At 71.1% G+C, this 17,917-nt stretch carries 16 protein-coding genes and 2 tRNA genes; 7 read left to right on the top strand and 11 right to left on the bottom strand.

Translation table 11 applies throughout. The features are described 5' to 3' along the window. Window positions 1-88 precede the first annotated feature (88 nt). The 6 genes from ACWCPI_RS21510 to ACWCPI_RS21485 all read right to left on the bottom strand — a co-directional run bounded on the left by ACWCPI_RS21510 (window position 89) and on the right by ACWCPI_RS21485 (window position 5,525). Window positions 89-1,342, bottom strand: a complete 1,254-nt coding sequence (locus tag ACWCPI_RS21510) for an HD-GYP domain-containing protein (protein WP_451039614.1) — start codon at window positions 1,340-1,342, stop codon at window positions 89-91. Next, window positions 1,339-2,679: an HD-GYP domain-containing protein gene (locus ACWCPI_RS21505; protein WP_451039613.1), complete on the bottom strand. Its 1,341-nt coding sequence runs from the start codon at window positions 2,677-2,679 to the stop codon at window positions 1,339-1,341. The genes ACWCPI_RS21510 and ACWCPI_RS21505 overlap by 4 nt, the downstream gene beginning before the upstream one ends. A gap of 129 nt (window positions 2,680-2,808) precedes the next feature. Beyond that, window positions 2,809-3,111 (bottom strand): mycothiol system anti-sigma-R factor, encoded by a 303-nt coding sequence (gene rsrA, locus ACWCPI_RS21500; protein ID WP_019755892.1) that lies wholly within the window; start codon window positions 3,109-3,111, stop codon window positions 2,809-2,811. Further along, a complete protein-coding gene (sigR, locus tag ACWCPI_RS21495) occupies window positions 3,108-3,803 on the bottom strand; it encodes an RNA polymerase sigma factor SigR (RefSeq protein WP_388801929.1) in 696 nt (231 codons plus the stop codon). Before sigR ends, rsrA begins: the two co-directional genes overlap by 4 nt. Before the next feature lie 257 nt (window positions 3,804-4,060). Further along, entirely contained in the window at window positions 4,061-4,708 is a 648-nt protein-coding gene (locus ACWCPI_RS21490; protein ID WP_451039612.1) for an alpha/beta hydrolase family protein, read from the bottom strand. Between the two features lies 1 nt (window position 4,709). Further along, window positions 4,710-5,525: an SOS response-associated peptidase gene (locus ACWCPI_RS21485; protein WP_451039611.1), complete on the bottom strand. Its 816-nt coding sequence runs from the start codon at window positions 5,523-5,525 to the stop codon at window positions 4,710-4,712. A 50-nt stretch (window positions 5,526-5,575) separates the two neighbouring features. Between ACWCPI_RS21485 and ACWCPI_RS21480 the strand changes: the two genes are divergently transcribed. From ACWCPI_RS21480 to ACWCPI_RS21465, 4 genes are all read left to right on the top strand, one after another. Further along, on the top strand, window positions 5,576-6,298 hold the full coding sequence (locus ACWCPI_RS21480; protein ID WP_451039610.1) for a M50 family metallopeptidase: 723 nt from the start codon (window positions 5,576-5,578) through the stop codon (window positions 6,296-6,298). Between the two features lie 110 nt (window positions 6,299-6,408). Continuing rightward, a complete protein-coding gene (gene aroA / locus ACWCPI_RS21475) occupies window positions 6,409-7,728 on the top strand; it encodes a 3-phosphoshikimate 1-carboxyvinyltransferase (RefSeq protein ID WP_451039609.1) in 1,320 nt (439 codons plus the stop codon). A gap of 18 nt (window positions 7,729-7,746) precedes the next feature. Next, window positions 7,747-8,757 (top strand): ribosome small subunit-dependent GTPase A, encoded by a 1,011-nt coding sequence (gene rsgA / locus ACWCPI_RS21470; RefSeq protein ID WP_451039608.1) that lies wholly within the window; start codon window positions 7,747-7,749, stop codon window positions 8,755-8,757. A 120-nt stretch (window positions 8,758-8,877) separates the two neighbouring features. Beyond that, window positions 8,878-9,201 (top strand): DMT family transporter, encoded by a 324-nt coding sequence (locus ACWCPI_RS21465; RefSeq protein ID WP_388801948.1) that lies wholly within the window; start codon window positions 8,878-8,880, stop codon window positions 9,199-9,201. Window positions 9,202-9,220: 19 nt separating this feature from the next. Here ACWCPI_RS21465 and ACWCPI_RS21460 read toward each other — a convergent pair whose 3' ends face one another. Further along, window positions 9,221-9,850: a TetR/AcrR family transcriptional regulator gene (locus tag ACWCPI_RS21460; protein ID WP_451039607.1), complete on the bottom strand. Its 630-nt coding sequence runs from the start codon at window positions 9,848-9,850 to the stop codon at window positions 9,221-9,223. Window positions 9,851-10,424: 574 nt separating this feature from the next. Between ACWCPI_RS21460 and hisN the strand changes: the two genes are divergently transcribed. The 3 genes from hisN (at window position 10,425) to ACWCPI_RS21445 (ending at window position 12,363) form a co-directional block, all read left to right on the top strand. Beyond that, window positions 10,425-11,225 (top strand): histidinol-phosphatase, encoded by an 801-nt coding sequence (hisN, locus tag ACWCPI_RS21455; RefSeq protein WP_451039606.1) that lies wholly within the window; start codon window positions 10,425-10,427, stop codon window positions 11,223-11,225. 174 nt (window positions 11,226-11,399) lie between these two features. Then, the gene (locus ACWCPI_RS21450) at window positions 11,400-11,792 is read left to right on the top strand and encodes a CBS domain-containing protein (RefSeq protein ID WP_451039605.1); all 393 of its coding nucleotides are present in this window, start codon (window positions 11,400-11,402) and stop codon (window positions 11,790-11,792) included. A gap of 154 nt (window positions 11,793-11,946) precedes the next feature. Then, window positions 11,947-12,363: a Fur family transcriptional regulator gene (locus ACWCPI_RS21445; RefSeq protein WP_451039604.1), complete on the top strand. Its 417-nt coding sequence runs from the start codon at window positions 11,947-11,949 to the stop codon at window positions 12,361-12,363. 101 nt (window positions 12,364-12,464) lie between these two features. Here ACWCPI_RS21445 and ACWCPI_RS21440 read toward each other — a convergent pair. The 4 genes from ACWCPI_RS21440 to ACWCPI_RS21425 all read right to left on the bottom strand — a co-directional run bounded on the left by ACWCPI_RS21440 (window position 12,465) and on the right by ACWCPI_RS21425 (window position 17,810). Next, window positions 12,465-12,538: transfer RNA gene (locus ACWCPI_RS21440), tRNA-Met, on the bottom strand. A 68-nt stretch (window positions 12,539-12,606) separates the two neighbouring features. Then, window positions 12,607-14,505, bottom strand: a complete 1,899-nt coding sequence (locus ACWCPI_RS21435) for a tetratricopeptide repeat protein (RefSeq protein ID WP_451039603.1) — start codon at window positions 14,503-14,505, stop codon at window positions 12,607-12,609. 228 nt (window positions 14,506-14,733) lie between these two features. Continuing rightward, window positions 14,734-14,807 (bottom strand) — tRNA-Met (locus ACWCPI_RS21430). Window positions 14,808-14,864: 57 nt separating this feature from the next. Next, window positions 14,865-17,810: a UPF0182 family membrane protein gene (locus tag ACWCPI_RS21425; RefSeq protein WP_451039793.1), complete on the bottom strand. Its 2,946-nt coding sequence runs from the start codon at window positions 17,808-17,810 to the stop codon at window positions 14,865-14,867. Window positions 17,811-17,917: the final 107 nt, after the last annotated feature.

The following is a 17,917-nucleotide window of genomic DNA, read 5'->3' as shown; positions in this document are numbered from 1 at the left end:
GTGGAGTGGGCTGGCTAGTGCTGCCCCCGGACACCCTCTCATTCGCATCCAACCACGTACGGCTGGAAGGGCGCTCATTACCCATGGGTTACCCAGCTACAGGGGATGTCAGACAGTCTCTGGCCAGCACCCGTGCGAGCGATCCCACCACCTCCGGCGCATAGTCCCCGGCGGTGCCCAGCCGCAGCTCCTCCAGCGCCTTCAGCGGCCCGCCGGGCCCGGCGTCGCGCGCCTTCTCCTCGTAGGCGTTCACCGCCCGCACGATCCGCGCGGCCACGGGCTGCTCCGGGCAGGGATCGGCCAGCCGCTCCACGACCGTCGCCACCTGCGGGTTCACCCCCGTCTGCCGTACGACCGCGCCGCCCAGCAGCGCGATCCGCCGCTGTTCCTCGACGGGCAGCGCGGCGGTCGCCCCGGCGGGCACCGGATCGACCAGGCTGAGCTGCCCGATGTCATGCATGAGGGCCGCGTACTCCAGCACGGTGAGTTCCGCCTCCGTCAGACCCAGGTCCCGCCCCACCTCCCGGCTGAGCGCGGCCACCCGGCGGGCGTGTCCGGCGGGCGTGTAGCCGGCGATCTCGGTGGCCCGGGCGAGGGAGGCGATGGTCTGCCGGTACGTGGCCCGCACCGCGGCGTAGCGGCGCAACGACATCTGGGTGAGCAGCAGAGGCAGCGAGAAGACCGGCAGCGCCCAGAGCCCGACCACGGCGACCGCGAGGGCCATCACCGCGCCCGTCGCGCAGACGGCCGACCCGATGCCGAGCGTGGCCCGCATCTCGTCCCGCAGGAGCGGTCCGAAGGGCCACCGGGTGCGCGCGTGGGCCAGCGCGGCCGCGAGCAGGGCGTCGCACAGGGCGGTGAGGGTGAGGATCGCCAGCAGGAGCAGGGCGTACGCGGTGCCCCAGCCGTGGAACGTGCCCTGGTTGAACAGGGGCTGGAAGCACACGGCGGCGAAGCCGACGGTGAGTGCGCGCCGGGCGAGGTGGTCGAGCACGGGCCGCCCGCGCGCGATGTGCGGCACCGCGCCCAGGAGCGAGGCGACGAGGACGACGGTCAGGACCTGGAAGGCCCCGTGGTGCGTGGGGTCTCCGCCGTCCTCTCCCAGCAGGGCGTAGGCCAGGGCCGCGGCGGCGCCGAGCGGCGCGGCCTCTCTGCGCTCCGTGCCGGTCCACCGAGTGAGTTCACCGACGGTGACCAGGGCGCCGAAGGCGAGGGCGAGACCGCGTTCGTCGAGCCCGTGCCGCAGGGTGTCGAGGAGGGAGACCGCGGCCAGCAGGGCGGCGGCGGCGTGGACGAGGGTGAGCAGGAGCGGCGGCCTGCCGACGGCGCGCGGGGCGATCACCGGCGTGCTCCCGGTGCGCTGGTGACCGGCGGACGGGCCGGGGGCGTACCCGCGTCGTCGGCGGTGACCGTGGGATGCCAGCCGTAGCGGTCCACGGCTCTGACGAGGGCCGTGACCATCCGGGGGTCGAACTGCGAGCCCGCGCACCGCTGCAGTTCCCGCAGGGCGACCGGCACCGGCCGGGCCCGCGAATAGGACCGGGTCGACGTCATCGCGTCGAACGCGTCCGCGACCGCGACCACCCGAGCGGACTCCGGGATCTGGCGGCCCCTCAGCCCGTAGGGGTAACCGCTGCCGTCCAGCCGCTCATGGTGGTGCAGTACGGCGGCCCGCGCCTCGCCGAGGAAGGAGATGCCCCGGACCATCTCGTGCCCGTACTCGGGATGCAGCTCGATCACCCGCCGCTCCTCGGGTGTGAGCGGCCCGTCCTTGCGCAGCAGCCGCGTGGGCACCCCGAGCTTGCCCACGTCATGCAGGATCCCGGCGAAGCGCACCACCTCCACGCGTTCGTCGGCCATGCCCAGCTCCCGCGCGATCAGCATCGCGGCCTGCCCGACCCGCTCGCTGTGGCCGCGGGTGTAGCCGTCCTTGATGTCGACGGCCTGGACGAGGGCCCGGATGGTCGCCTGGTGTGCCGCCCGCTCCTGGTGGTACTGGGCGAACACCCACCACGAGACGCACATCGGCAGCAGCACGAGCAGCGCGGCGACCGGGCCGTACGGGCTGCGCCACAGCACGGCCATCATCAGCCCGGCCAGACCGTGCACGGCGATCGGCGCGAGCGAGCGCAGGAACAGCCCCCGCCAGACGCGCTGCCCCGACAGCTTCCCCCACTGCCTCAGGGACGCGGGCGGTGCCCCCGTCGCGAGCCTCAGGATCCCGCCTTCGAGCGCGGTCAGAACCAGGCAGAACGTCAGCACCGCGGCCCCGGCGGGCGCGAGGGCGTACGGGAAGTCGGACGCGGCGACGGCGTCCCGGCCGCCGAGCGCCTCATGCACCCGCGCCGCCGCCCACACCGCGAGGGTGAGCTGGGCGGCCCGCCACACCCGCCGCAGCCGGCGGGGCGGTCCGTCGACCGGGGAGGTCAGCGCCCCCGGCACCGCGACCAGGGCGGCGGCCGACGGCGGCAGCAGGAAGGCCCCGGCGAGGAGAACGGGGTAGAAAGGGCCCGAGATCCGGCCCCGGGCGGCGATCTGCTCGCCCCCGGCGTACAGGGCCGCGAGCAGGGCGACCGCCCACAGGGACGCGGGGGCCGGGGGCGGGGAGAGCAGGCATCCGACGGCGGCCGGCACCGCGCCGGCGACGTACGCACGCGCCCGGACCGGTGTCGCCTCCATGTCCGTCGCCCCTCCCACCATGACCTGCTCAGCTCACGCGGAGCTTAGGGGGGAAAGAGGGGCAACTGCGGGCCTATCACCCGCCGATTAGCACGTTCGAGTGACGACAGCCCGTTCCCGGAAGGGAGTTCAGGACTCCTGCGGCGTCGCCGTCACATCGTGCTCGGGGACGGCCTGGCCGGAGCGGATCAGCTCGATCCGCCCCATGACCTTGGCGCGCAGGTCCGTGGGCACGTCGTCATGGCCGCAGCACCGCTTGACGAGCTTCTTCACGGCCTCTTCCAGGCCGTACTTCTCCAGACACGGCGAGCACTCCTGGAAGTGCTGCTTGAACTTGACGCGATCGACGTCCGGCATCTCACTGTCGAGGAACTCGTACAGATGGTCCAGGACCTCACTGCAGTCCGTCTCGTGCGGCTCTCCGCAGCTCATGAGCCCGAGCCTTTCGCTTCGTTCGACTCTCCGGCGCCGGCCGGGACCAGCCCGCGCTCACGGGCGTAGTCCTCCAGCATGCCGCGCAGTTGACGGCGGCCCCGGTGCAGCCGGGACATCACCGTACCGATGGGTGTCCCCATGATGTCCGCGATCTCCTTGTACGCAAAGCCCTCGACATCGGCGAGGTACACGGCGATGCGGAACTCCTCGGGGATCGCCTGGAGTGCTTCCTTCACGTCCGAGTCGGGCAGGTGGTCGAGCGCCTGCGACTCGGCCGAGCGCAGACCGGTCGACATGTGCGACTCGGCCCGTGCGAGCTGCCAGTCCTCGATCTCCTCGGCGGCGGAGCGCTGGGGTTCGCGCTGCTTCTTGCGGTACGAGTTGATGAAGGTGTTGGTGAGGATCCGGTACAGCCAGGCCTTGAGGTTCGTGCCCTCACGGAACTGGTGGAAGGACGCGTACGCCTTGGCGTACGTCTCCTGGACCAGGTCCTCGGCATCGGCCGGGTTGCGCGTCATACGCAGGGCGGCCGAGTACATCTGGTCGAGGAATTCGAGTGCGTCCCGCTCGAAGCGCGCGCTGCGCTCGGCGGTCGTCTCCGTGGACGTCTCCACGCTCGTGCCCAGGCCCTCGGGCTGCTCCGCCTGGCCGTTGTCGGTCCCTGCGTCGGTACCGGGAACCGGACCCACCTCCTCAAGATTGCGGGCAGGACCGGCTCCGGTCCCACCTGAATCGGAGGATAGACGACCTGCCGTACCTGCCGCCCCTCGAATAGGAGCGGTCCTGGCCGCGTGCAGCACCGTCCAGTCCAGGTCTGCACGGCTGCCGGCGGTCGGGCAGAAGGTCGAACCCATGCGGCGGACTTCCTCTCCTACGACGTCTGCGCTGCTGCTTCAGCCTCGCTGTCCGCCACAACAGAGGTCCGGTCCACAACATTCCCGAAGCTTTACCCGAGTGACCCGGCCCACTTGACCACCGCGTCCGTGACGATCGCCACGGCCTCGTCCTGGCCGAGCGGCGCCCGCTTGGGTACGGCGAAGGCGTGATCGCCGTGCGGCACCTCGACGATCTCGTAGTCCCCGTCCGGGAACTCCTCCGGCTTCCCGAACGGATCGTTCCCGCCTTGTACGACGAGGGTGGGCACCCCCGCCCCGAGCAGTTCCTGCGCGCGGGACTTCTCGGGCCGGCCCGGCGGGTGGAGGGGGAAGCTGAGCGCCAGGACGGCGTGCGCGCCCAGTTCCGCGGCGGTACGGCAGGCGACCCGGGCGCCCGCGCTGCGGCCGCCGGAGATCACCGGCAGTCCGGGCGCGGCGAGCGCGGGCCACAGGCCCCGCCAGCCGACGTCCAGGGTCTTCGGCGCGGGCGCCACCTTCCTGCCCGCCACCCGCCAGGGCTGCTCCACACGGGCGACGGTCACGCCGTGGGCCGGGAGCACCTCGGCGAGCGCCCTCAGGTCCCGCGCCTCGATGCCGCCTCCGGCGCCGTGGCTCACGGCCAGGACCAGGCGCGCCTTCTTCGCCGGGTGCCAGGTGATGCGGGCGTCCCCCGCCTCGGTACCGATGATCCGGGTGGTCGTCTCGGAGTCGTTCGTCACGTCAGAAGAGTGTGCCCTCTTCGGGCCCGTCCAGCTCCTTCAGCAGCTCCGGGCCGTTGTTGCGGACATTGCTGACCAGGGTGGAGACGGGGTACGCGCGCATCATGCCGGGCGGCGGCGGGTCGAGGAGGGTCCGCAGCTCCTGCGGGTCGGTGCGGGAGGGGTCCAGCCAGGCGTCCCAGCGGTCCGGGGTCAGCATCAGCGGCATCCGGGGATGGATGTCGGCCAGTGAGCGCGGGCCCTCGGCCGGGGACACCGCCAGCGGAGCGGTCTCCGCCTCGGTGGTGATGACGGAACAGGTCACCCACCAGGCCTGCGGGTGCTCGTCCGGGAGCGTCTTGTCCCGCCAGAACTCGTACAGGCCCGCCATCGCGAACACCGACCCGTCGGCGGGCAGCACGAAGTACGGCTGCTTGCGCGGCCGCTTCTTCTTCCCCTCGACCTCCAGGTCCCGCTCCTGCTTGCCGGTGACCCACTCGTAGTAGCCGTCGGCGGGGATGATGCAGCGGCGGGTGGCGAAGGCACGCCGGTACGACGGCTTCTCGTGCACCGTCTCCGCCCGCGCATTGATCATCTTGAAGGCGCTCTCGGGGGTCTTGGACCAGCTGGGCACCAGTCCCCACTTCAGCTTCCGCAGCTGCCGAACCGGCCGGGGGTCGTCGGCGTCCTTCAAGGGACGGTCGAGGACGACGTGGACCTCCTTGGTGGGAGCCACGTTGAAGTCCGGTTCCAGGGTCTCCTCGGGCTCCCACTTCTCGATCTCGAAGATTCCTGCGAGATCCTCTGGTCCTCGACTCGCCGCATACCGTCCGCACATGCGTGCCACACTGCCAGATTCCATCCGACCCAAGGGAGCCTTCGCCGCACATGGACAGCACCGCATCCGCCTCGCTCGCCTCCCTCTGGGACGAGGTCTCCGGCACTCAGCCCGATCCCGACGTGTGGGTGGTTCTCGCCACCCTGGTCGCCGCTCTCGTCGTGGTCGTCCCGCACGGCCTGTGGCGCGTCTCGCGCAACGCGATCACCATCGCGCACGAGGGCGGCCACGGCCTGGTCGCGCTGCTGACCGGCCGGACCCTGACCGGCATACGTCTGCACTCCGACACCAGCGGCCTGACGGTCAGCCGCGGCAAGCCGTACGGCCTCGGCATGATCCTCACGGCGGCCGCGGGCTACACAGCTCCGCCGCTGCTGGGGCTGGGGGGCGCGGCGCTGCTGGCGTCCGGCCGGATCACGTTGCTGCTGTGGCTGGCGACGGCCCTGCTGATGGCGATGCTGGTGATGATCCGCAATGCGTACGGGGCACTGACGGTGTTCGTCACGGGGGGCACGTTCGTGCTGGTGAGCTGGTTGACCGGACCGCAGGTGCAGGCGGCCTTCGCGTACGCGGTGGTGTGGTTCCTGCTGCTGGGCGGAGTCCGGCCGGCGTTCGAGCTGCAGGCCAAGAGGTCGCGGGGCGGCGCGGGGGACTCGGACGCGGATCAGCTTTCGCGCCTGACCCATGTTCCGGCGGCGTTGTGGCTCTTCCTGTTCCACGCGGTGTCGCTGTGTTCGCTGATCGGCGGCGGCAGGTGGCTGCTGGCGCTGTGACCAGCCCGCCCGAGCGGTTCGGGCCCGTACCGTTCCTCGGCTCCGCCGCGGGGCGCGACCAGCCACAACGGCGCCGCACCCGAACGACTGCCTCCTTATAAAGTGAACCCATGGCCCAAAACCCCGCCGCACACACCGCCCTCTGGCCCGCCCCGCACGCGAGCGGAGCCGTCGACGCGACGGTCCACGTGCCCGGGTCCAAGTCGGTCACCAACCGCGCCCTCGTTCTCGCCGCCCTGGCGAGCGAGCCCGGCTGGCTGCGCCGCCCGCTGCGCTCCCGCGACACCCTGCTGATGGCCGGCGCGCTGCGCGCGATGGGCGTCGGCATCGAGGAGGGCGTCGGCCCCGAGGGCACCGGCGAGGCCTGGCGCGTGCTCCCCACGGGCCTGCGCGGCCCCGCCACGGTCGACGTCGGCAACGCCGGCACGGTGATGCGCTTCCTGCCGCCGGTCGCCGCGCTCGCCGACGGCCCCATCCGCTTCGACGGCGACCCGAGGTCGTACGAGCGCCCCCTGAACGGCGTGATCGACGCCCTGCGCGTCCTCGGCGCCCGCATCGACGACGACGGGCGGGGCGCGCTGCCGCTGACGGTCCACGGCGGGGGTGCCCTGGAGGGGGGCCCGGTGGAGATCGACGCCTCCTCGTCGTCCCAGTTCGTCTCGGCGCTGCTGCTGTCCGGCCCGCGTTTCAACCAGGGGGTGGAGGTCCGCCACATCGGCTCCGCGCTGCCCTCCATGCCGCACATCCGCATGACCGTCGACATGCTGCGCTCGGTCGGCGCCCAGGTGGACACCCCGGAGTCCGGGGGCGAGCCCAACGTCTGGCGGGTTACGCCGGGCGCCCTGCTCGGCCGCGACCTGACCATCGAGCCGGACCTCTCCAACGCCCAGCCCTTCCTGGCGGCGGCGCTGGTGACCGGCGGCAAGATCCTCATCCCCGACTGGCCGGCGCGCACCACCCAGCCCGGTGACCGGCTGCGCGAGATCTTCACGGAGATGGGTGGTTCCTGCGAACTCACCGAGTACGGGCTCGTGTTCACCGGTTCGGGTGCCATCCACGGCATCGACGTGGACCTGAGCGAGGTCGGCGAGCTGACCCCGGGCATCGCGGCGGTCGCGGCCCTCGCCGACTCCCCCTCCACCCTGCGCGGGGTCGCGCACCTGCGCCTGCACGAGACCGACCGCCTGGCCGCGCTGACCAAGGAGATCAACGAACTCGGCGGTGACGTGACCGAGACCGCCGACGGTCTGCACATCCGCCCGCGCCGGCTGCACGGCGGCGTCTTCCACACCTACGAGGACCACCGCATGGCGACGGCCGGAGCGATCATCGGCCTCGCGGTCGAAGGCGTACGGATCGAGAACGTGGCGACGACGGCGAAGACCCTGCCGGACTTCCCTGAGCTGTGGACCGGGATGCTCGGGGCGTAGGGACGCGGGGACACAGTCATGCGCCGCTACGGCAAGCACACCGACGAGGACGACATCCGCACGCGTCCCGGCCGCCGGAACACCCGGCCGCGTACGAACATCCGGCCCAAGCACGAGGACGCCGCCGAGGGCATGGTCCTCACCGTCGACCGAGGGCGGCTGACCTGCCTCGTCGAGGACCGGGTCGTGATGGCCATGAAGGCCCGCGAGCTGGGCCGCAAGGCCGCGGTGGTCGGTGACCGGGTCGCCCTGGTCGGCGATCTGACCGGCAAGAAGGACACGCTGGCGCGGATCGTGCGGATCGAGGAGCGCACGTCGTTGCTGCGGCGTACCGCCGACGACGACGATCCGTTCGAGCGGGTGGTCGTGGCCAACGCCGACCAGCTCGCCATCGTCACCGCCCTCGCCGACCCCGAGCCGCGGCCCCGGCTGATCGACCGCTGCCTGGTGGCGGCGTTCGACGGCGGCCTTGAGCCGCTGCTGGTGATGACCAAGTCCGACCTTGCGCCGCCGGACAAACTCCTAGAGCTCTACGGGGCGTTGGACATCCCGTATGTCGTCACCAGCCGTGAGGAACTGGAGGACGGCGGTGCGGCGGACCGGGTGCGGGAGCATCTGGACGGCCGGGTCACCGCGTTCGTCGGGCACTCCGGGGTCGGCAAGACGACGCTGGTGAACGCGTTGGTGCCGGAGGAACGCCGGCGTACGACCGGTCATGTGAACGCGGTGACGGGGCGGGGGCGCCACACGACGACGTCGGCGCTGGCGCTGCCGCTCGCGGTGGCGGACGGCTGGGTGATCGACACCCCGGGTGTGCGGTCGTTCGGTCTGGCGCATGTCGATCCCTCGCGGGTGATCCACGCGTTTCCCGACCTCGAACCGGGAACCGAGGGCTGCCCGCGTGCGTGCAGTCATGACGAACCGGACTGCGCGCTGGACGGCTGGGTGACGGAGGGGCATGCGGATCCGGCGCGGCTGTATTCGCTGCGGCGGTTGCTGGCCACGCGGGAGCGCACGGAAGGCGACTGACCTCCGCGTTGTTTGTCTCCCCGTGAGTCCGGTAAAGGCATAATCGCACCGAGCCGGACGCAAGCCTGATCAAAGCCTGATGAAGCGGTCACAGTTGGCGGGGATACGGGAGGACAGCACATGGCGTGGCTGCTGGTCATCGTGGCGGGGCTGCTCGAAACCGGCTTCGCCGTCTGCCTGAAGCTGTCGCACGGGTTCACTCGACTGTGGCCGACGATCGCCTTCTGCGTCTTCGCGCTGGGCAGTTTCGGGTTGCTGACGCTGTCTCTGAAGAAGCTGGACGTGGGGCCGGCGTACGCGGTGTGGACCGGGATCGGAGCGGCGGGCACCGCGATCTACGGGATGATCTTCCTCGGGGACATCGTGTCGACGCTGAAGATCGTGTCGATCAGCCTGGTGATCGTAGGGGTCGTCGGGTTGCAGCTGTCGGGGTCGGCGCACTGAGCGCGTTCTCCGGGTGGGGTCAGCCCGTCAACTGCCGGTGCAGCGCGAAGCGTACGAGGTCGGAGACGCCGCCTTCGCCGGGCGGGGCGGCGACGCAGGACAGGGCCAGTCTGACGGCCAGTTCGCAGGAGCGGGCGAGGTCGGCGGTGTCGGGCTTGTCGATGCCGGGACCGGGGCCGGGGCCGGGGCCGGTCAGAACGGCCATCGCCCGGTCGCGCACGATCGTCACGAAGTCGCCGGGCGAGGGAAGTGGCCCGTCGGCACGCCGCTGCGCCGGTACGGACGAGGAGGACGGGACGGCGGTCAGTGTCAGGGAGGGCAGGCGCTCGCTCCAGCAGCCGGTGAGCATGGCGCGGACGAGGGCGTTCTCGCGGGCGAGTGCGGCGGTCCACTCGGCGGTGGCGGTGAGGCGTTCGCGGGCGTCGCTGTGGGTGGCGAGGGCGCGGTCCACGCCGGCCAGGTAGCCGTCGGCCTCGCGGCGGACGAGGGCGCGGGCCAGGCCCTCCTTGCTGCCGAACTCGTTGTACAGCGTCTGCCGGGACACTCCGGCCGCCGCGGCCACGTCCACCATCCGCACGGCGGACCACGGCCGGCGCGCCAGCGCCGTGTAAGCGGCGTCCAGCAGGGATTCCCGCGCTGCAGGCATCATCGCCTCCCTGGGCGAGCGGCTCTGCGCCCAGATTTGACGCGTACAGACGCACTGTCAAGGGTTCGCGAGGGCACTCGGGGGCGCCATCCGGCCACACTGCGCGGGGGTGACGGGGCGGTGTGGGGGGCGCGTTGTGTGCCTGTGCGGTTCGGTGGGGGTGCGCGTTGAGGTCTGCGGTGCCTGTGCGGGGTCGGTGGGGGTGCGTGTTCTGTGCCTGCGGCGCCTGTGCGGGGTTATGGGGGTGCGTGTCGCGCCTGCGGGGGGTGGGTGGGGCGGGGCCGTGCCGGGGGGTGTCCGTCCTCGGGCCGGCGGTTGGGGGCGTGTGAGAAGTGCTGTTTCTTGACGCCGGCCGCTGCGGGCGGGCACCCCCCGGCACGGCCCCTCACCGCCGTGGGCGGCCGCGGGGAGGTGGGGGTACATCGTCGGCGGGCCGCGGGGCGGTGGGGGTGCGCCGTCGGCGGGCCGCGGGGCGGTGGGGGTGCGCCGTCGGCGGCCGTGGGGCGGTGGGGGTGCGCGGCCAATGATCGCTAGGCCCGGTGGCCCCATCCCTACCATGGCAGATACCGTTCGTTCCATGCCGGACTACCTTGACGATCTCCGCCTCGCCCACGTCCTCGCGGACGCCGCCGACGCAGCCACGATGGACCGATTCAAGGCGCTCGACCTCAAGGTCGAGACCAAGCCGGACATGACCCCGGTGAGCGAGGCGGACAAGGCCGCCGAGGAGCTGATCCGCGGGCAGTTGCAGCGGGCCCGGCCGAGAGACGCGATCCTCGGGGAGGAGTACGGCGTCGAGGGCACCGGTCCTCGCCGCTGGGTGATCGACCCCATCGACGGCACCAAGAACTACGTCCGCGGCGTTCCGGTCTGGGCCACCCTCATCTCGCTGATGGAGGCGGGCGAGGGGGGCTACCAGCCCGTCGTCGGCGTGGTGTCCGCCCCCGCCCTCGGCCGCCGCTGGTGGGCGGCCCAGGGGCACGGTGCCTTCACCGGCCGTAGCCTCTCCTCCGCGACCCGGCTGCAGGTCTCCCGGGTCTCGAAGCTGACGGACGCCTCGTTCGCGTACTCCTCCCTGAGCGGGTGGGAGGACCAGGGCCGGCTGGACGGTTTCCTCGACCTCACGCGGGAGGTGTGGCGCACGCGCGCCTACGGCGATTTCTGGCCGTACATGATGGTCGCCGAGGGCTCGGTCGACCTCTGCGCGGAGCCGGAGCTCTCCCTGTGGGACATGGCCGCCACCGCGATCATCGTCACGGAGGCCGGCGGTACCTTCACGGGTCTCGACGGCCGCCCCGGCCCGCACAGCGGCAACGCCGCCGCCTCGAACGGGTTGCTGCACGACGAGTTCCTGGGGTATCTCAACCAGCGCTACTGAGGCGCGCGGAGCCGGCGCCGGCGTATGGCGCCGGGCGCACACGGAGCCGCGTAACCAGCCGCACGCGCCCCCTTGTTGACCCGCGCTTTGCCTGCCACTCTGAGAGTCCCCCCACTTGTGAACTTGTGAAATGCCGAACAAAGGCGGGGGTACTCCAGGAGGTGGCTCCATTCCATGCTCGTCCGTGACGCCATGAGCACAGTGGTCCTCACCATCGGTCCGACCCACACCCTTCGCCAAGCCGCAGCACTTATGGCCGCCCGCCGCGTCGGCGCGGCCGTGGTCCACGACCCCGACGCCGGCGGCATCGGCATCCTCACCGAACGCGACATCCTCAACTCCGTCGGCCTCGGCCAGAGCCCGGACATCGAACGCGCCCACGACCACACCACCAACAACGTCGTGTTCGCGACCCCGTCGTGGACCCTGGAGGAGGCGGCCCGCGCCATGGCGCACGGCGGCTTCCGCCATCTGATCGTCCTGGACCACGAGGAGCCGGTCGGCATCGTCTCGGTCCGCGACATCATCCGCTGCTGGGCGCCCGCGCGGCAGCACGTGCCGGCATAGGGGGTCGGCGGCACACGGGACGGGCCGGAGGCCGGCGGGTGCCGGCCCGTCGCGTGTGGAGGGCTCCGCATGGTGTGGACTTTGTCCAATTCGGGTATTGATCCAAAGTCACACCCATTCGGAACCTGGTTACCCGGCTGTTAAGGTGTTCTCCATGAGTGACCTTCTGGAACGGCTGCGCGGACGCGGATGGCGGATGACCGCGCAGCGTCGCGTCGTGGCCGAGGTCCTCGCCGGCGATCACGTGCATCTGACGGCCGACGAGGTACACGCGCGAGCCGTCGCCAAGCTGCCCGAGATCTCCCGCGCGACCGTCTACAACACACTGGGCGAGCTGGTCACCCTGGGCGAGGTCCTTGAGGTCTCCACCGACAAGCGCGCCAAGCGCTACGACCCGAACGCCCACCGGCCTCACCACCACCTGGTCTGCGCCCAGTGCGGCGCGATCCGGGACGTCCACCCGACGGGCAACCCGATGGCCGACCTTCCCGACTCCGAGCGCTTCGGCTTCACGGTCTCGGACGTCGAGGTGACGTATCGCGGCCTCTGCCCCAACTGCGCCAAGGCCTGACCCGCATCCACCCCCGGCACCGGAGAGCGCCGGGGGCATTTGTGTGCGCCTACACAGAGCAAGGGCCGGGATCCCTAAGGATCCCGGCCCTTGGCCTTCAGTAGCGGGGACAGGATTTGAACCTGCGACCTCTGGGTTATGAGCCCAGCGAGCTACCGAGCTGCTCCACCCCGCGTCGGTGAACGCAACATTACGTCAACACCGCGGACAGAAGCAAATCGCTGATCATCGCCCGGCCCACCCTCACGCCGACAGCTCCTCCCGCAGCGCGTCCCGCAGCCGAGCCGCCCGCTTCGCGACCTCCTCCGGGCCCAGCGCCACCGCGCGGTCCGCCCAGCGCTGCCCCTCCGCCAGCTCCCCGCGACGCGCGTAGACCAGGGCCAGCCGCAACGCCGACCGCCCGTGCCCGGCGTCGGCCGCCCGCGTCCACCACATCGCCGCCTCCGGCTCACTCCCCTCCCGGGCGAGCAGCAGCCCCAGATTGAACGCTCCGTTGCGCGACCCGGCCTCCGCGGCCTCCCGGTACCACCGTGCCGCCTCCACCACGTCACCCCGAGCCGCGGCCAGCATCCCGACCCGCACCATCGCCCGCCGGTGACCCTGGGAGGCCGCCCGCTCGTACCACTCCTCGCACTCGGTCTTCTCGTGCACCGACTCCCCGAGCTCGTGCGCGGGCTCCGGCGGCCGCCGAGCATCCAGCAGGGTCGCCAGCCGGTACGCCGCCTCCGCGCTGCCGGCGCCGGCCGCGCACCGCAGGTGCCGCTCCGCCTCCGGCTCGTCCCCGTCCCGCAGCCGCGCGATGCCCACCTGGAGCGCCGCCTCGGTGTGCCCGGCGGCGGCGGCACGCTCGTACCACCGCAGCGCGGCCCGCTCCTCGCCCCGCCCGGCGTGCAGGATGCCCAGGTTGAACGCGGCGTCCACGCTGCCCGCCTCCGCGGCCTTGGAGAACCAGGGCTCGGCGCCGGTCGCGTCCCCGCCCTGCAGCAGCAGGATCGCCAGCGCGTTCGCCGCCTCACGGTGTCCCGCGTACGCCGCCCGCCGGTACCACTGCTCGGCCTGCGGGGTGCGCCCCTGCTCGGCGCAGAGCAGCCCGAGGTTGTACGCGCCGTTCACGTCCCCGGCGTCCATCGCGGCCCGGTACCACCGCTCGGCCGTCTGCGTCTCGCCGCGCTCGGCGTGCAGCGCGCCCAGCGCGTTGGCCGCGTTGCCGTCGCCGTCCTGCGCGGCCCGCAGCCACCACACGGCGGCGCTCTCGGTGTCCCCCGCGTCCCGCAGCAGGAACCCGAGCGCGCAGGCGGCCCGCGCCTCCCCGTCCTTCGCGGACGTCAGGTACCAGCGCCCGGCCTCTTTCAGCTCCCCGCGCTTCTCCAGGATCGCCCCGAGGTGCAGCGCGGCTCTGCGGTGCCCGCGCGCGGCGGCCTGCCGATACCACTGCTCGGCCTCCTCCAGCAGCGGCGCGTCCGCAACGACACCGTTGTCAGGCCCGTCCTCGCCCGCACGCACCGCCTGCCGGTCCAGCGCGCGCGCCAACCGGTACGCCGCCTCACGGTGCCCGCGCTCCGCGGCGGCCCGCATCCACTGGCGGGCCCCGGCGTCGCCTCGGTGCTCCAGGAGATCGGCGAGGGCATACGCGCCCAGCACATGGCCCTGCTCGGCGGACTGGCGCAGCCAGTACTCGGCGGCGGGCTCGTCGCCCCGCTCGCGGTGATGGCGTCCCAGCGCGTGCGCGGCCGCCGCCGACCCCGCGACGGCGGCGATCCGCCACCAGCCGGCCGCCTCGTCGGCGTACCCGCGTTGATGCAGCAGGACTCCCAGGTTGTTGGCGGCGGCCCTGTCCCCGGCGGCGGTGGCGGCGCGCAGATGAGGCTCGGCGTCGTCCAGATCACCGCGGCGCAGGAGCATCGCCCCGAGCACGCTCATCGCCTCGACATCACCGGCCTCGGCGGCGAGCCGCTGCCGCGCCACCTCCGCGGCCTCCCCCGCCTCGTCCCGGTCCGTCGGCCGGTCGAGGGCGAGGTCGCCCTCCTGCTGTGCGACGTCCCCCGCCAGCTGCACGAAATCGCCCGTCGGCTGCTCAAAGTCGGCAGGCTGCACAAACCGCCCTGTCTCCCACAGAGTTGCCTTGTCCCCCATAACGTCCATCGTCGCACCACCTGCAACCTGGGTACACCTCGTATACCGCAGCCAGTGAGGTCACTTCAGCGTTTTGTCGACATGCCCACAGAGAGACAAGTCAAACACAGTTCTGCCAACTCCCCGCAGTGGCACGACCGTCCCGCCCTCCGGCACATGCGTTCGCACACGACGAAGGCCCGGATCCCTTGTCGGATCCGGGCCTTCGCTGTCGTACGAATTTCTCGTCGACTTCAGTAGCGGGGACAGGATTTGAACCTGCGACCTCTGGGTTATGAGCCCAGCGAGCTACCGAGCTGCTCCACCCCGCGCCGTTGCGTTGCAACCGTATCACGGCGCGGGATGGGCTTTTCGATCAGCCGGCGTCCCTACGTGCCGGTGGGGCTGCCGGACGGCTTCGGACTCGGGCTCGCTCCGCCGTCACCGGCGCCGCCCGTGCCCTTGTCCGCCTGCTCCTGGGCGTCCTCGGCCCGCTGCAGCGCCTCCTGGAGGTCCTCCTGCGCCCGGCCGTACGCTTCCCAGTCGCCCTTCTTCAGAGCTTCCTGACCGGCGTCGAAGGCCTTCTGCGCGTCGTTGAGCGCGTCTTGGACCGTCGGGTTGGTCGACGTCGGCGGAGGCGGCGTGGTGCCGCCCTCCTCCTCGCCCTCGTCCGGTGGCTCGGTGGTCGGGCCCTCCGCTCCGAAGACCTTGTTCAGCGCCTCGTCGAGGGTGTCCTCGAAGGCGGTCGTGCCGCCGTAGGACACCAACACCTTCCGCAGCAGCGGGTACTTGAGGCCACCACCGCGCACATAGACCGGCTCCACGTAGAGCAGTCCGCCGTCGAGCGGTACCGCCAGCAGATTGCCGTACTCGACCTCGGAGTCGCCGCCTCTCAGCAGCCTGATGGTCTCGGCGATGTTCTGCTCGGAGTTGAACTGGCTCTGGACCTGACTGGGGCCGTTGACCGTGGTGTTGGTCGGCAGTTTCAGGATTCTGATCTTGCCGTAGTCACTGGTCCCCGCCTCGGCGTCGACCGCCACGAAGGCACTGAGGTTGTCCCGTCCACTCGGCGTGAGCGTCGTCGTCAGCGAGAACGCCTGCGCCTTCTGGTCGGGCATCTTCATGCTCAGGTAGTACGGCGGCACCGCGCTGCCCGACTTGTTGGTCGGGTCGTCCGGAACCTCCCAGACCTCGCTGCCGCTGAGGAACGTCGTGGCGTCCTTCACGTGGTAGCGGGTGAGCAGCTCACGCTGGACCTTGAACAGGTCCTGCGGGTAGCGCAGATGGGCCATCAGGTCCTGGGAGATCTCGCTCTTGGGCTTCACCGTGTCGGGGAACGCCTTCATCCAGGTCTTCAGGACCGGGTCCTTGGTGTCCCACTGGTACAGCTTGACCTCGCCCGTGTAGGCGTCGACCGTCGCCTTCACCGAGTTGCGGATGTAGTTGACCTGGTTCTGCTGCGCCACGACCGCACGCTGGTCGTTGTTCGCGGTCAGCGAGTCGGCCGTCGTGTCACCGAGGGTCGTGCGGGACGAGTACGGATAGCCGTTCGTCGTCGTGTACGCGTCGACGATCCACTGGATACGACCCTTCACGACCGCCGGGTAGGCGTCACCGTCGATGGTCAGCCACGGGGCGACCGCCTCGACGCGCTCCTTGGGCGTGCGGTTGTACAGGACGCGCGAGCCGTCTCCGATCGCACCGGAGTACAGGATCTGCGGCTCGCCGAACGCCACGGCGTACGCGGCCCGGTTGACCGGGTTGGACAGGCTGACGCCGCTGTCGCCCTTGTAGCTGTAGGTTTTCTCACCACTGTCGTCGGAGTAGTCGATCTCCTTCTGGGGACCGCCGACGATCGAGTACATGGTGGTCTTCTCGCCGTAGTAGACCCGCTGCTCGTACGTCCCGAGGTCGCCCTTTGACGGCAGGTCGGACTCGGTGAAGTCCGGCCGGCCCTGGGAGTCGGCGCTGGTGCCCTCGGCGGCGACCACGCCGTAGCCGTGGGTGTAACGGAAGTGGTCGTTGATCCAGTTCCGCTTCGGGATGCCGTTGAGGTTGATCTCGCGCAGACCGATGACCGTGTCCTGGTCCTTGCCGTCCTTGCTGTACCGGTCGACGTCCAGGTTGGTCGGGAACGCGTAGTAGTTCCTGATCTGCTGGAGCTGCTGGAAGGTCGGCGAGACGATGTTCGGGTCCATGATCCGGATGCTCGCCGTGGCGTCCACGTCGTCGCGCAGCTGGGTCTTGTCCTCGGTCGTGCTGGTGCCCGGGTAATCGGTGACCTTGGTTCCGTCGATGCCGTAGGCCTCGCGCGTCGCCTTGAGGTTCTTCTCGACGTACGGCGCTTCCTTGGCCTGCTCGTTCGGCTGAACCTGGAACTTCTGGACGATCGCCGGGTACAGGCCGCCGATGAGGATCGCCGAGAGCACCATCAGGCCGAAGCCGATGACGGGCAGCTGCCAGGTGCGCCGCCACAGGGTGGCGAAGAACAGCAGCGCGCAGATCACGGCGATGCAGAACAGGATCGTCTTGGCCGGCAGATAGGCGTTGGCGTCGACGTACCTGAGTCCGGTCCAGCTGTCGGTCGCCTTGAAGTCGCTGGACTTCACCGCGAGTCCGTACCGGTCGAGCCAGTACGCGATCGCCTTCAGCGCGACGAAGATGCCGAGGAGGACCGACAGATGGCCGGTGGCCGCGGCCGTGGCACGTGCGCCGGGGCTGGTGATGCGCAGCCCGCCGTACAGGTAGTGCGTCAGCGCGGCGGCGATCACGGAGAGGATCGCGGCGGCGAAGCCGAAGCCGAGCAGGAACCGGTACCAGGGCAGGTCGAAGGCGTAGAAGGAGACGTCGAGATTGAACTGCGGGTCCTTCTCACCGAAGGACACGCCGTTGACCCACATCAGCCAGGTCCGCCACTGGCTGGAGGCGGAGGCGCCGGCGATCAGGCCGACCAGCGCAGTGATGGCGATCAGCAGCCACTTCTTGTACGGCGCGATGCCCATGCGGTAGCGGTCGAGACTCTGCTGCTCCATGGACATGGCGCTCAGCGGCGGGCGCAACCGGTGCGCCAGCCAGATGTTGAGGCCGACCGCGAAGGCCATGAGCAGGCCGAAGACGAAGAAAAGCCCGATCTTCGTCCACAGTGTGGTGGTGAACACGGACGAGTAGTTCACCGACCGGTACCACAGCCAGTCCGTCCAGAAGCCCGCGAACATGGTGAAGGCCATGCCGAGGACGGCGAGGACGCCCAGTGTCATGAGCAGGGTCCGGACGCGCCGGGACGGGCGGCCCACTCTCATCCGTGGCCCGGTCGGGCCTCCGCCGCGGTCCGGCATCTGGAAAGCCAAGGTTCGCACCCCGAAGTTCGCTGTTGATCCGTCAGGCCCGCGTCTTCGTGGACCCTCCGTGGCCCCCCGTGATCGTGGGCCCACACCTATGCAAC

This window comes from Streptomyces sp. NPDC001920 (genome assembly GCF_053594495.1).
This window is presented reverse-complemented; position numbering and strand designations above follow the sequence as displayed.

Bases quoted from the DNA above. Each gene is read 5' to 3' on its own strand.
- ACWCPI_RS21480 (WP_451039610.1), top strand. From the start codon at position 5,576: ATGGACAGCACCGCATCCGCCTCGCTCGCCTCCCTCTGGGACGAGGTC.
- ACWCPI_RS21460 (WP_451039607.1), bottom strand. From the start codon at position 9,850: ATGATGCCTGCAGCGCGGGAATCCCTGCTGGACGCCGCTTACACGGCG.
- ACWCPI_RS21465 (WP_388801948.1), top strand. From the start codon at position 8,878: ATGGCGTGGCTGCTGGTCATCGTGGCGGGGCTGCTCGAAACCGGCTTC.
- ACWCPI_RS21425 (WP_451039793.1), bottom strand. From the start codon at position 17,810: ATGCCGGACCGCGGCGGAGGCCCGACCGGGCCACGGATGAGAGTGGGC.
- ACWCPI_RS21445 (WP_451039604.1), top strand. From the start codon at position 11,947: ATGAGTGACCTTCTGGAACGGCTGCGCGGACGCGGATGGCGGATGACC.
- ACWCPI_RS21450 (WP_451039605.1), top strand. From the start codon at position 11,400: ATGCTCGTCCGTGACGCCATGAGCACAGTGGTCCTCACCATCGGTCCG.
- rsgA (WP_451039608.1), top strand. From the start codon at position 7,747: ATGCGCCGCTACGGCAAGCACACCGACGAGGACGACATCCGCACGCGT.
- aroA (WP_451039609.1), top strand. From the start codon at position 6,409: ATGGCCCAAAACCCCGCCGCACACACCGCCCTCTGGCCCGCCCCGCAC.
- rsrA (WP_019755892.1), bottom strand. From the start codon at position 3,111: ATGAGCTGCGGAGAGCCGCACGAGACGGACTGCAGTGAGGTCCTGGAC.
- ACWCPI_RS21485 (WP_451039611.1), bottom strand. From the start codon at position 5,525: ATGTGCGGACGGTATGCGGCGAGTCGAGGACCAGAGGATCTCGCAGGA.
- ACWCPI_RS21435 (WP_451039603.1), bottom strand. From the start codon at position 14,505: ATGGACGTTATGGGGGACAAGGCAACTCTGTGGGAGACAGGGCGGTTT.
- hisN (WP_451039606.1), top strand. From the start codon at position 10,425: ATGCCGGACTACCTTGACGATCTCCGCCTCGCCCACGTCCTCGCGGAC.
- ACWCPI_RS21505 (WP_451039613.1), bottom strand. From the start codon at position 2,679: ATGGAGGCGACACCGGTCCGGGCGCGTGCGTACGTCGCCGGCGCGGTG.